This is a genomic window from Nonomuraea sp. NPDC005983 (genome assembly GCF_040614375.1).
Classification (GTDB): Bacteria; Actinomycetota; Actinomycetes; order Streptosporangiales; family Streptosporangiaceae; genus Nonomuraea.
Genome location: NZ_JBEXUP010000037.1, coordinates 52419 through 65292 on the forward strand (window position 1 = coordinate 52419; position 12874 = coordinate 65292).

Annotated in this window: 10 protein-coding genes; 6 read left to right on the plus strand and 4 right to left on the minus strand. The window is 70.4% G+C overall.

Annotated features, from left to right (window positions below):
* Positions 1-76 precede the first annotated feature (76 nt).
* The 4 genes from ABZ297_RS18665 (at position 77) to ABZ297_RS18680 (ending at position 7002) form a co-directional block, all read left to right on the plus strand.
* The gene (locus ABZ297_RS18665) at positions 77-1429 is read left to right on the plus strand and encodes an SWIM zinc finger family protein (protein ID WP_355347172.1); all 1353 of its coding nucleotides are present in this window, start codon (positions 77-79) and stop codon (positions 1427-1429) included.
* A complete protein-coding gene (locus ABZ297_RS18670; protein WP_355347175.1) occupies positions 1426-4056 on the plus strand; it encodes a DUF6493 family protein in 2631 nt (876 codons plus the stop codon). The genes ABZ297_RS18665 and ABZ297_RS18670 overlap by 4 nt, the downstream gene beginning before the upstream one ends.
* Positions 4057-4207: 151 nt before the next feature.
* Positions 4208-4564 (plus strand): nucleotide pyrophosphohydrolase, encoded by a 357-nt coding sequence (locus tag ABZ297_RS18675; protein WP_355347178.1) that lies wholly within the window; start codon positions 4208-4210, stop codon positions 4562-4564.
* 98 nt (positions 4565-4662) lie between these two features.
* Positions 4663-7002, plus strand: coding sequence for a LuxR C-terminal-related transcriptional regulator (locus tag ABZ297_RS18680; RefSeq protein ID WP_355347181.1), 2340 nt, complete (start codon positions 4663-4665; stop codon positions 7000-7002).
* Between the two features lie 133 nt (positions 7003-7135).
* On the opposite strand, the gene ABZ297_RS18685 is transcribed toward ABZ297_RS18680, so the two are convergent.
* From ABZ297_RS18685 to ABZ297_RS18700, 4 genes are read right to left on the minus strand one after another with little or no spacing between them, the layout of a single operon-like run.
* Positions 7136-7876, minus strand: a complete 741-nt coding sequence (locus tag ABZ297_RS18685) for an amino acid ABC transporter ATP-binding protein (protein ID WP_355347202.1) — start codon at positions 7874-7876, stop codon at positions 7136-7138.
* A gap of 29 nt (positions 7877-7905) precedes the next feature.
* On the minus strand, positions 7906-8814 hold the full coding sequence (locus ABZ297_RS18690; RefSeq protein ID WP_355347184.1) for an amino acid ABC transporter permease: 909 nt from the start codon (positions 8812-8814) through the stop codon (positions 7906-7908).
* Position 8815: 1 nt separating this feature from the next.
* Positions 8816-9778 (minus strand): ABC transporter substrate-binding protein, encoded by a 963-nt coding sequence (locus ABZ297_RS18695; protein ID WP_355347187.1) that lies wholly within the window; start codon positions 9776-9778, stop codon positions 8816-8818.
* Positions 9779-9789: 11 nt separating this feature from the next.
* Positions 9790-11358 carry an amidohydrolase gene (locus ABZ297_RS18700; RefSeq protein ID WP_355347190.1) on the minus strand — a complete coding sequence of 523 codons (1569 nt, stop codon included), beginning with the start codon at positions 11356-11358 and terminating at the stop codon, positions 9790-9792.
* 112 nt (positions 11359-11470) lie between these two features.
* Here ABZ297_RS18700 and ABZ297_RS18705 point away from each other — a divergent pair, with 112 nt between their 5' ends.
* Together ABZ297_RS18705 and ABZ297_RS18710 are read left to right on the plus strand one after the other, a co-directional pair.
* Positions 11471-12346 (plus strand): LysR family transcriptional regulator, encoded by an 876-nt coding sequence (locus ABZ297_RS18705; protein WP_355347193.1) that lies wholly within the window; start codon positions 11471-11473, stop codon positions 12344-12346.
* A gap of 71 nt (positions 12347-12417) precedes the next feature.
* The coding region (locus ABZ297_RS18710; protein WP_355347196.1) for an amidase family protein at positions 12418-12874 on the plus strand (457 nt) is incomplete at its 3' end.

The following is a 12874-nucleotide window of genomic DNA, read 5'->3' on the forward strand; positions in this document are numbered from 1 at the left end:
GAGGTCCTGGACCGGGCGGCTGGGCCTGACACCTGCCGGGCCGGGATTGTCGGTGACGATCATTACTGTCCCGGGCATGGCAGACGCGGTGGTGGCGTACTCATACGCCCGCTCATCCGGGCTCGACCTGGCAGCTGGCCAGCTCGGCCTGTCCACGTCCGGGGGAATGACCCGGCAGGGCCTGGTGGCCCATCCCCACTTCTTCAGCGGGCTGCTCACCCGGCCCGCGTGCGCGGCGTCCGGGCTGCTCGGGGTGGCCGACGTGGCCAGGGCCCGCTACTACGACGCCCGCCCGACCGGGATCGTCCGCGACCCGGTGGTGACGTGCAACGGCGACCGGCTGCGGTTCGAGTCGTTCTCGGCCTGCGGCGGCGTGTACGCCAGGCTCGACGTGCTCCAGGAGGCGCTCGACGGCGACGTGGTCGAGCTCGGCACCACGAACGTCGACGTCAACAACCCGCTCAGGCAGGCGCTGGCCCGGGTCGGCGGCGGCGACCCGCTGCACCTGGCGGTCGGGGCCGACGAGCTGGTCGCCACCACGCTCGACGGGGCGGTGGTGGAGAAGAAGGTGCCGCTGCCCGAGCGGTGGGTGCGCGGGTTCGCCGAGGTCCAGGTCATCGCCTCCGGGTTCGACCTGCGCGCGGAGCTGACCGGCCCGGAGGCGGTCCGGTTCCTGCGCGGGTTGCCGAAGCGCGGGGTCTTCTGGGCGGTGCCGGCCGGGCGGATGCTGCGGCTGTCGGCCCGTCCCGCCGCCGGGGCGGTCTGCCTGCCGGGCCCCGACCGGCTGGCCACCCTGCTGCCGCTGCTGCGCTTCGCCACCGGGCTGAAGGCGTACGGCCCGGCCGTGCCGTCCAACGGGCTGCCGGTCGCGAGCGCCTGGGAGCTGGAGCTGCCGGGCATGCGGTACGTCCTCACGCTCTCGCCCGAGCCCAAGCGCGGCTTCTCCGGCGAGGGGGCGGTGCTCGACGACCTGTCCACCGACCACGCCGCCGCCGACGCCGACCTGGTGGGCGTCCTGCTGGCGTTCGAGCCGAGGCTCGACGCCGACCTGCTGGCGGAGGAGTCCGGGCTGTCGCGCGACCGGGTCCGCGCGGCGCTCACCCAGCTCGGCACCGCGGGCCGGGTCGGCTACGACGTGGCGGAGGCGGCGCACTTCCACCGCGAGCTGCCCTACGACGCGGGCCGGGTGCTGGCGATGAACCCGCGCCTGAAGGCCGCCGTGGAGCTGGTGGCGCGGGGCGCGGTGCGCTTCACCGGGCCCGGCGTGGCCGAGGTCGGCGAGCGCAGGGTCCGCTTCACCGCCGACGGCCCGACCTGCAGCTGCCCGTGGTGGGCCGACTACCGGGGCACGCGAGGGCCGTGCAAGCACGTGCTCGCCGCCCAGCGGGTCCGCAACGAGGCATTGGACGTGACGGAGGTGGCGGTGTGAACCCGTGGCGTGAGGTGGTCCATCGCATCGAGGTGGGCGACAGCGTCGCCATGGCCCGGTTGCTCGCGTCGCTCAACGACCTCGGGCGGCGGGCGGTGGCCGTCCAACTGCCCGGTTACCTGTCGGAGCGGCTCGGCCAGGGATGGGACGCGCGATGGGAGGTCGAGAGGCAGGCGGCGAGGTTCCGCATGGCCGGAGCCGCCTGCCTGGGAGGGGCCGCGCAGGTGGCGTCCTGGCTGAACCGGCGGGAGCTGCGCGACGTCGACGGCCCCCGCACCGACGCCGAGCGCATCCTGTCGCTGATCAGGAACCGGCCGGAGGAGTGGCGGAAGGACCTGGCGGCCCGGCTGGTCGAACGGCTCAGGCCTGGTGTGGCGCGCTGGCAGCGCGACCAGGGGCCGCCCGGCTGGGACCTGGCCGCCGGGTTGGCGGTCGAGACCGGAGTCGACCCTTCGGGCTCCGACGCGTTCGTGGCCGGATGGGTGTGGCGGATGGCGGGCATGCGCGGCAGCACGGCGGTCCTCCGCGACGACCCGTTGCTCGACTCCATGGTGCCGAGGATCTTCGAAGCCGACGGAGTGGCCGAAGCGCTGGCCTGGGACCAGATGTGGAACTCCGAGCGCACCCTCGTCGACGCGCTCGCCGAACTGGCGGCGGAGGGCAGGCTGAAGCGCGACGACCTGCTCCGCGGGTGCGCGGGCCGGTTCCTCGTCGGTGGCGAGCCCGAGGAGATCGCGCCGTTCGTCGCGCTCTGGCGTGCGCTGCATGTCGAGGTCACCGAGGTTCCGGCGCTCGACTTCGTCCGGCTGCTGCCGTCGTCGTCGTCCGCGTTCGTCCAGCTGGCGGTCGAGGAGCTGCGCCGGGTCGACGACGCGGGCGGCCTGTCCGACGAGCTGTTCGCCGAGGCGGTGCAGGCGCTGGCGTTCCGGCCGGAGAAGAAGCACGTCACGTCCGCGTTGCAGTGGATCGCCAAGGCGGTCCCCGCCCGCACCGACGGCGCCCTCACGGCGCTCGCGCTGGTCTTCGCCCAGGACACCCCCGCCCTACGCGACCGCGCCGTGCGGCTGGCGGTCAAGCTCGCCTCCCGCCCGGCCGCGAAGAGCCAGGCCGTCGACCGGGCGGGGTGGGAGGCCGTCCGTGAGGCGGCCGCCGGGCTGCCGGACGAGCTGCGCGAGCGGGTCGCGGCGATGTTCGGGGAGGTCGAGGCGGCGGTCGAGGACGTCCCCGTGCTCTCGGCGCCGGTCGTGAACGCGCTGGCGGAGCTGCTGCCGCCGATCGCCTCGCTGGAGGAACTGGCCCACGAGGTCGAGTCGCTGAGGTGGCCGGACGAGCCCGAGCAGTTCGAGCGGATCCTCGCCGCGCTGGTCGAGATGGCGCACCGCGACCGTGGGAGCCTGGCGGAGGCGCTGCGGCCGTGGTTCGAGCGGATGTGGCAGCCGATGGTCGAGACCGAGGTCGAGAGCTACGTCCACGACTACTACGAGTACTACACGCATCCGCTTCTGGCGCGGTGCGTGCTGGCGGTCATCATGCCTTCCAGCAGTCGCAAGCTGACCGCGGCGCTGGATCAGCCCAAGGTGTCCTACGCACCCAGCGGGGCGACGGAGCTGTTCGTCCTTCGACGGATACGCGAGATCGTCACCCTCCTGGAGTCGGGCGCGACACTGCCGGTGCTGCTGGCCACGCCGACGGCCCCGACGGGCCACCTCGATCCGGAGACCCTCGTGGCCCGGATGGAGCGGCTGGAGGGGGCGGAACCGCTGCCCGCCGACTTCGCCCAGGCCCTGCTGCGGCTGCCGCGCCGGATCGACCCGGTGATCGCCGAACGGGCAGGAAAGCTGCGATCGGAGGCGGGCCGGAACCTGGCCGCGTGGCTGCGCGCGGGCGGGCTGCCGGACCCCGTCGCCACCGACCGCGGGATCACCCCGCCACGCATCGGCACCGTGGGCGGTGACGCCGCCCCACGGCAGGAGACGACCGCGCCCGAGCTACCGGAGGACATCCGCCGGTTGTGGACGGTGGGGCACATGCCGGCCTACGCGCGCGACACGATGTGGTGGCCGTCCCTGATGCCTTCGCACCGGGAGGCCGTGGCCGCGTGGCTGATGCACCCCCTGCGCGAGTCCATGAGCAGCCGTAACGGGCACATCGAGGTCGTGGCGCGGTTGGTGCACGGAGACGGCCCGGTGGGGGCGGTCACCGCCGCCGCGATCACGATCGGGATGGGGCACCGGGCCCCCGCCCAACGGGCCGCCGCCGCTGACGCGCTGATCACCCTGGCGTCCCGCGACGAGGTGCCCGCCGCCGACTTCGGGTCGGCCATCGGGCGGCTCGTCTCCGAGGACTTGGTGAAGCTCAACCGTCTCGCCTCGGCGCTGGAGGAGGCGACGCCGGCTGGAGCGCACGCGGCGGTGTGGGCGATCTTGGCGGAGGCGCTGCCGAGCCTGCTGCCCGCCCCGGGTGCGGTGCCGAGGGCCGGGCTCGGCCAACTGCTGGCCATCGCCGTCAAGGCGGCCGTCCTGACGGGGGCGCGCGGAGACATCCCCGGCCTGGCGGACCTGGCCGCCCGCAAGGGGACCAGCCGCGTGGCAGAGGAAGCCCGCCGCCTCCACCGCCAGCTGGCTTAGTGCCCTGTGGCGGCGGGCCGCCTGCCTCCAACGACAGCCGGCTCAGTCCCCTGCGGCACCCGGCCGCACTGGGCCGGCCGGGTGGCGGAGGAGGCTCGCCGCCTCCACCGGTTACGTAGGGTGCCTTGCCGGCCGACTAGGGTCGTCACCTGTGAGGACAGAACTGGAGGAACTGGCGGCGCGGCTGCGGGAGTTCGCGAGCGTCCGCGACTGGGAGCAGTTCCACACGCCCAAGAATCTCGCGATGGCCCTCGCCGGCGAGGTGGGGGAGCTGGTGGCGGAGTTCCAGTGGCTCACCGCGGACGAGTCGGCGGGCCTGAGCGAGGAGGAACTGGCCAGGGTCCGCTCCGAGTTGGGGGACGTGACCGTCTACCTGGTGCGGCTCGCCGACCGGCTCGGCGTGGACCTGGTCGAGGCCGCCCACGCCAAGCTGGACGAGAGCGACCGTCGCTACCACCCCGACCAGTACCGGGGCTCCGCCAGGAAGGCCCCGCCGCTGCCGTCCTAGGCGGACGCCGGCGGCTGCCAGGTTGGGGCATCAGGAAGCGCTTACCTCGTTCGACATAGTATGAAGGGACGACGGCTAGCCGGTCAGGAGGCCGGTTCATGAGCGTTTTGGTGGCAGGTTCGACGCGTAAGCGCAAGGGGAACCTTCCGGCCGAGCTGAACAGTTTTGTGGGCCGCCGACACGAGATCACCAAGGTGAAGCAGCTGCTGTCGGAGTCCCGGCTGGTGACCTTGACCGGTCCTGGCGGTGTCGGCAAGACCAGGCTGGCGCTACGCGTGGCCGACCAGGTGCGGCGGGCTTTCCCTGACGGGGTGTGGCTGGTGGGCTTGGCCGATCTGTCTGATGCGGAACTCCTCCTCGCCACCGTCGCCCATGGGATGGGCGTCCAGGACTACTCGACGCAGGGACTGAGCGCTCCGCTGCTTGAGTTCCTGCACTCCAAGGATCTGCTGCTGGTGCTGGACAACTGTGAGCATCTGGTGGATGCCTGCGCGGAGTTCATCAGGGCCGTCCTGCCGACGACGCCCAGGATGAGGATCCTGGCCACCAGTCGCCAGTCGCTCGGGATCGTTGGCGAGCACGCCTGGGCCGTGCCCACCTTGGACGTCCCCGACCTTCCCGCCGGCTCTGATAGCCAGGTTCCGCAGATGCTGGCTCAGTCTGGGGCGGTGAGCCTGTTCGCCGATCGGGTGCGTGCGGCGGTTCCCAGCTTTGAGCTCACCCCGGTGAACGCCGGGGTGGTGGTGGAGATCTGCCGGCGGCTGGAAGGAATCCCACTGGCGCTGGAGTTGGCCGCGGTACGGATGCGATCACTGTCGGCCGAGCAGATCCTTGCGCGGCTGGACAACAGGTTCCAGCTGCTCATCAAGGGCAACAGGGCGGGGGAGGCGCGGCAGCAGACGCTACAGGCGTTGTTCGACTGGAGCTATGAGCACTGCACGCTCTCGGAACGCACGCTGTGGGAGCGGTTGTCGGTGTTCGCCGGCGGATTCGACCTCGCTGCCGCGGAGCAGGTCTGCGTGGGAGAGGGCATCGCGGCCACCGACGTGCTCGACCTGGTGGACGCACTGGTGGACAAGTCAATCCTGAGCGTCGTCGACGACGGCGGAGCCGTGCGATACCGGATGCTGGAGACGATTCGCCAGTATGCCCAGGACAGGCTGACCGCCTCGGGTGAATGGGCCGTTGTACGGCGGCGTCACCGTGACTACTTCCAGACGATGGCCGAGGCCTGTCACAGGCAGTGGTTCGGCCCCGATCAGGTGGCCTGGTTCGCGTGGTTTCGCCGGGAGCACGCCAACCTGCAGGCCGCGCTGCGGTTCTGCCTGACCGAACCCGGCCAGGCGCAGGTGGCCCAGGTCATGGTCGGAGACATGTGGGTCTTCTTCTTGTCCGGGCATGTGAGTGAAGGACGCCAGTGGTGCGAACAGGCGCTCGCTCTGGCTCCCGAACCGACCCCAGCCCGTGCCGCCGCATTGCGGACCAACGCCTGGATGGCGATCATGCAGGCTGATATTCCAACGGCCCGGCGTCTGCTGCGAGAATGCCACAGGCTGGCCGAGGCGCTTGGTGAGCAGTCCTGCCTTGCCACAGCAGACGCCATCTCTGGCTGGGCGGCCCTGACCGATGGCGATCCTGCCTCTGGTGTCGTGCTTCTGGAGCAAGCGCTGGCCACGCATCTCGCCCTCGGCGACATCCGGGAATCCGCATTTGATCAGAAGATGCTGCAACTGGCGGTTTTCCTGTCCGGTGATGTCGAGCGATCTGCTGCGCTGTCCGAGAAATTCCTGGAGCTATGTGAGTCGCAAGGCGAGCTGTGGCTCAAATCTTGGGCTCTGTTTCAGTACAGCTTGGCGGTGGGCCAGCAGGGAGATCATCGGCGTGCCGGGTCCATGGTCCAGGAGTGTTTGCGGATCAAGGTTGACTTCGATGACCGCCTCGGGGTCGGCCACTGCCTGGAGCACCTGGCCTGGATCACCGCAGTTGACAACCCGGGACGTTCCGCCTGCCTGCTGGGAGCGGCACAAGGCGTGTTGCAGACCATGGGTGCGTCATTGTTCTCCTACCTGCGCACCGATCACGACAGGTGCGTGGCAGCCCTCCACGCCTCACTGGGTGAAAAGAGGTTCACCGCGATGTTCGAGCGCGGAGCGGCACTCACGCTCGACGAGGCCGTCGCCGAAGCCAAGGGCGAAAGGGCGAAGACGGCGTCCCCCGCGTCGGAGGCGGGGCATCCTGACCTCACAGCTCTCACCCCTCGGGAGAAGGAGGTCGCCGCGCTGGTCGCGGAGGGGCTGACCAACAGGGAGATCGCCGCCCGGCTGGTGATCAGCCAGCGGACGGCGGAAGGCCACGTCGAACACATCATGACCAAGCTCGGGCTCACCTCCCGCGCCCAGATCGCCGCCCTGGTCGCCCAGGCCACGAAGGCACCGTGACCCCTGCAGCCCCGCCTGCATTGCGGTTCGCCGTGGCTTCTGGGGTTCCGGGCCGAAAGGAGAGGCTCCCACGGCTGTGCCGTCCCGAGGTGACCGGCATGAACGGCGGCCCGAACAGGCCGCCCTTCACCGCTCAGGCGCCGGAGTCGCGCACGCTGGACAGGAACGCCTTGGTCCGCTCGTGCACGGGATTGGCCAGGAGTTCGGCGGGGTGGCCCTGTTCGACGACCACGCCGTCGGCGAAGAAGGTCAGCCGATCGCCGACTTCGCGGGCGAAAGCGATCTCGTGGGTCACCACGACCATGGTCATCCCGTCGGCGGCCAGGCCTCGCATCACCTCCAGCACCTCGTCCACCAGCTCAGGGTCCAGCGCCGAGGTGGGCTCGTCGAACAGCATCAGGGCCGGGTCCATCGCCAGCGCCCTGGCGATGGCCACCCGTTGCTGCTGGCCGCCGGAGAGCTGGTGTGGCCGCTTGTGCGCGTGGTCGGCCAGGCCGACTCGGTCCAGGAGCTCCATCGCCCGCGCATTCGCCTGGTCCGCCCGCGTGCCCAGGACGTGGGCGGGGCCGCAGGCGACGTTCTCCATCGCGCTGTGGTGGGCGAACAGGTTGAAGCGCTGGAACACCATGCCGATGTTCTTCCGGAAGGCCGCGTACTGCTTGGGGGACCAGGGGTGATACTTGCCGTCGCGTAGCGAATGGCCCACCTCCTCGCCCAGCACCCGCAAGCTGCCGCCGAGCACGGGCTCCAGACCGTTGACGCACCGCAGGAACGTCGACTTGCCCGACCCCGACGGACCGATGATGCAGCTCACCTCGCCGGCCGCGACCTCGAAGTCCACGCCGTTGAGGACTTGGACGTCCTTGTAGCTCATCCGCACGCCCGTGGCGTGCACGACCGGGCTCACGCGGGGACCTTCGGCAGGACCCTGGCGGCCAGACCGCCGCGGCGGACCAGCCGGACGGCGTCGGACCCGAAGCGGCGCTCCAGCCTGCCCTGCAGGAAGGTGGCCACTGTGGTCAGCAACAGGTACCAGAGGCTCGCCACGATCAGCAGCTCCATGATCATGTTATTGGTCTTGTAGATCTGGCTGGCGTTGGTCATCAGGTCGTGCCCTGCGACGGTGTAGACGAGCGAGGTCGTCTTCAGCATGGAGATGAACTCGTTGCCCGTCGGCGGGATGATGATGCGCAGCGCCTGCGGCAGCACGATCACCCGCATGCGCTTGGCCGGTGTCATGCCCAGCGCGTAGGCCGCCTCGGTCTGGCCGTGGTCGACGGCCTGGATGCCGGCGCGCACGGTCTCGGCGAAGTAGGCGGCCAGGTTCAGCCCGAGGCCCAGCATGGCGGCGGTGAAGCCGGTCATCACCTGGTTGGTGTCCCACATCAGGCCGATCGAGGTGAACGGGATCTTGATCACCAGGGCCGGGAACAGGAACGCCAGGTTGTACCAGAAGATGAGCTGGACCAGCACGGGAGTGCCGCGGAAGAACCAGATGTAGAACGTCGCCAGCTGGCTCAGCACCGGATTGTGCGCCAGCCGCATCACCGCGATCAGCACGCCGAGCACCAGACCGAGGACCGTGGCCAGCACCGAGAGCTCGATGGTGACCCAGACCCCGTCCAGGATCCGCTCGTTGAACAGATAGGTGGCGACCGCGCTCCAGTCGAGGCGCGGGTTGACGACGATCAGGAAGAGCAGCCAGCCGAAGATCGCCAGCGCGGCCACGGCGGAGAGCGTGCGGCCCCAGTGGCGGGTGCGGGCGACGGGGACCAGCGTCCCCGACGGGTCGGCGATAGGTTCGGTACGCACGCTACTTCCCGCCGTTGACCACGGCCGACTGGACCGCCAGCTTGTCCAGGTTCCAGGCCGCGAGCAGCTTGCCGTACTCACCGCTCTTGATCAGGGAGTCGAGAGCGCCCTTGACCGAGTCGATGAGCGCGGTGTTGTCAGGCTTCATGCCGATGCCCCAGGGGCTCTCGGTGCCCTCGAGGGTGACGGCATCGACGCCGACCTTGGGGTCGGCGGCCTTGTACGCGGCCACGACGTAGTCGGTGATGGTGGCCTGGGCGCGGCCGTTGCTGACCTGGAGCATCGCCTCGGTGTCGCCGGCGAACTTCAGGATGGTCAGCGCCTGCTTGCCGCCGGACTTGCAGTCGGCGTCGTACTTCTCCGCGAGCTCCAACGACGAGCCGTTGTCCACGACGGAGACGGTCTTGCCGCACAGGTCGGCAGGGCCCGCGATGCCGGCCGGGTTGCCCTTCTTGACCAGCATGCCGGAGCCCGCCTGTACGTAGTCGACGAAGGTGATCTTCGCCTGGCGCTCGGGGTTGTCGGTCATGGAGGAGATCACGAAGTCGTAGCGGCCGGTGAGCACGCCAGGGATCTGGGAGTTGAACTCCTCGTCGGTGAGCGTGTACTTCACGCCGAGCTTCCTGGCGATGGCCCTGGCCAGCGCGGGGTCAAAGCCGATCGCCGTCTTGCCGTCGCTTGCCCACAGCTCCATGGGCGGGTAGCCGATCGAGGAGACGACCTTCAGGCCGCCGGACTTCACGCTCGCAGGCACCTTGGCCGCGAGGTCCTTGTCCGGGGTGATGGCGTTGATGACGTCGGCCGCCTTCTCCTCAGCGGGAGCCTGGTCGAGGACGACCTGGGCCGCGGGCTGCGCGCCGGTGCCCGCGTCGCTCGAGCCGGAGTCGAGGGACTGGGCGCCGCAGGCGGTGGTGGCGGCCAGCAGGGCGCCGGTGATGAGGAGGGCGGGGACACGGGTGTTCAAGGAGTGCTCCTTCAGGATCGCTGCCAGCGGACTTCGCCGCCGACAACGGTGGTCATGACCTTGGTGCGCAGCACCGCGTCTGGCGACTCCAGGTAGGGATCGGTGTCCACCGCGATGAAATCGGCGAGCATGCCGGGGGCGAGGACGCCCTTACGGTCCTGCTCCCCTGCCGCGTAGGCCGCGCCGAGGGTGTGCGCGGTGATCGCTTCGGCCATGCTCAGCCGCTGCTCCGGCTGCCACCCGCCGACGGGGGTGCCGTCCTGGCGGGTTCGGGTCACCGCGGCGTACAGCGCGGCGAACGGATCGGGGTGCTCGACGGGCGCGTCAGAGCCGAAGGCCAGCGCGACGCCGGAGTTCAGCATGCCGCGCCAGGCGTAGGAAGCCAGGTCGTGCCCGGAGAGCAGGGAGTCGACCAGGTCGATGTCGCTGGTGCAGTGGACGGGCTGCATGGAGGCGACGACGCCGAGCCTGGCCATCCTGGTCAGGTCGGCCTGACGCAGGTGCTGGGCGTGCTCGATGCGGTGGCGCAGCCCAGGGGTGCGGCCGATGGCCTCGTAGGCGTCCAGCACCAGGTGGTTGGCCTGGTCGCCGATGGCGTGCGTGGCGATCGCGATGCCGGCGTCCGCCGCGGTCCTGAACAGCTTGACCAGATCGTCGTACGGCGTGACCGCGATGCCGAGGTTGCCGGGGTCACCGGCGAACGCCTCGCCCATGTGGCAGGTGTGCGAGCCGAGTGCGCCGTCGCTGAAGATCTTCACCGGTCCGGTGCGGATCCAGTCGTCGCCCTGCCCGGTGCGGCGGCCCTCGGCGATGGCCGCCTCCAGGTGGACGGTCGGGATCGCCTTGTAGACGCGGATCTTGAGCTCGCCTGCGTCGCGCAGCCGCAGGTAGGCGTCCCTGCAGTCCTCGCCGTCGATGTCGTGCACGCTGGTGAGACCGAGGGAGAGCAGCTCGTCCTGGGCCAGGCGCAGTTTGTCGCTCAGGTCGCCCGAGACCATGAGGGCGCGCAGCGGGTAGGAGGCCGACTCCCGCAGGATGCCGGTGGGTTCGCCGTCGGCGTCCCTGACGATCTCGCCGCCCACCGGGTCGGGGGTCGAGGCGTCGATGCCGGCCAGGCGCAGGGCCGCGGAGTTGGCCCACACGGTGTGGCCGTCGATGTTCGGCAGGGCGATCGGCAGGCCGCCGCTGACGGAGTCGAGCGCGTACCTGTCCGGCTGGGCCGGCGGGTCCCAGGTGTTGCTGTTCCATCGGCCGCCGAACAACCAGCCGCCGGGGCGCAGCCTGGCGACGTGCTCACCGATCATGGTCAGCGCCTCGGCCAGTGAGCGCACGTCGCGCAGGTCGATCGCGCCGAGGCTGTGGGCGTACTGCGCGGTATGGATGTGCGCGTCGTAGAGACCTGGCAGGACCGCGGCGCCCTCCAGATCGACGAGTTCGGCGCCTTGGCCCGCGGCCGCACGGACCTCAGCGTCGGAGCCGACGGCCACAAGGTGCTCGCCGTCCACGGCCATGGCCTGGGCCGGCGGATGGCCGCCCGCTCCGGTATGGATGGCGGCGTTGCGGTACACACGGATGCTCAAAGTGACTCTCAAGGTTGCCGGAGTGACGGTGGGCATCACTGTAGGAGTAGCTAAAAGAACGCGAAAGCGCTATAAACACGACATTTAGCAACCCTGAGAGCAAGGAACTCTAATGCTGAAGCCGGAACACCTACGTACTCTGCGTGAGGTGATACAACAGGGCTCCTTCGCCGCCGCGGCCAATCGGCTCGGATACACCTCCTCGGCCGTCTCCCAGCAGATGGCCGCGCTGGAGAAGAAGATCGGTGTGCGGCTGTTCGAGCGCTCGGCGCACAGCGTGCTGCCGACCAGTGCGGCGGAGGTGCTGGCCAGGCATGCCGGGATCGTCCTGGTCGACATCGAGCGCATGATCGCCTCGGTGCAGGCGGTACACCGCGGCAGCGAGCGGCAGATCAGGCTGGGGGTGTTTCCCAGCTTCGTCGACCGGCTGGCCGGCGTGCTGCGGCGGATGGAGCCGGCCGAGCGCGCCGGGGTGCGGATCTCGGTCGCCGAATCCTCCCAGCTCATCCCGCACCTGGGCGCGGGCGGCGAGATGGACGCCGCGATCGTCTACCAGGTGGGTAACTTGGGGCTGTCCTGGCCGTCGGCACTGAGCAGACGGTGGATCGCTGAAGACCGCTACAAGCTGGTGCTGCCCGCGAGCTGGCCGGATCTGTCGCCCTACCGGGCCGAGCAGCTCGTCGACCTGCCGTGGATCATGCACCACCCGGCCAGCGGCGACGCCTCCTTCTTCGAGGGCGTGTTCGCCCGCTGGGACCTCCACCCCCGCGTGGCCTGCCACTCCGACGACTTCAAGATCACGATGACGCTGATCGAGGCCGGTGTGGGCGCGGCCTTCGTCGCCGACCTGGCCCTGGCCGGGCACGGACCCGGCGTGGTGGTCGCCGACGTACCCTGGCTGAACACCAGCCGCAGTATCTTCGCCCTGGTCAGGCCGGACCGCGAGACCGCCAGGTTGCAGGCGCTCCTCGACGCCCTGGAGGTCTGACCACTCGACGCCGCGACCGTGGATCTGCCACTATCCCGTCCGCACCAGCACCTTCGACAGGAGACCTCCCCATGGAACGCGCGGCGGCGATCGCCAGATCGGCCGAGGCCATCAGGCGACACAGCGACCACAACATCCTCATCGAGGCCGGCCGGACCCCTGTCATCGACAGGCTCGCCACGCTCGCCGAGCAGCCGCCCGGCGGCCCGCTCGACGGCTGGACGTTCGTGGCCAAGGACATGATCGACGTCGTCGGCCTGCCCACGACCAGGGGCTCGGCGCTGTACGGCACGCAGGAGGCGCTGACCACCGCACCATGCGTCGAGGTGCTGGAGCAGGCAGGTGCGCTGCTGGTCGGCAAGGCCAACCAGCACGAGTTCGCCTGGGGCATCACCAGCGAGAACCCGCACTGGGGCGACGTGCGCAACCCACGCCACGACCACCTCACCCCCGGCGGCTCCAGCGGCGGCACCGCGGCCGCGCTGGCCGCCGGCATCGCCAGGTTCGGCCTCGGCACCGACACCGGCG

Coding starts and splice junctions, on each gene's coding strand:
- ABZ297_RS18665 (WP_355347172.1), top strand. CDS start 77: ATGGCAGACGCGGTGGTGGCGTACTCATACGCCCGCTCATCCGGGCTC.
- ABZ297_RS18680 (WP_355347181.1), top strand. CDS start 4,663: ATGAGCGTTTTGGTGGCAGGTTCGACGCGTAAGCGCAAGGGGAACCTT.
- ABZ297_RS18685 (WP_355347202.1), bottom strand. CDS start 7,876: ATGAGCTACAAGGACGTCCAAGTCCTCAACGGCGTGGACTTCGAGGTC.
- ABZ297_RS18705 (WP_355347193.1), top strand. CDS start 11,471: ATGCTGAAGCCGGAACACCTACGTACTCTGCGTGAGGTGATACAACAG.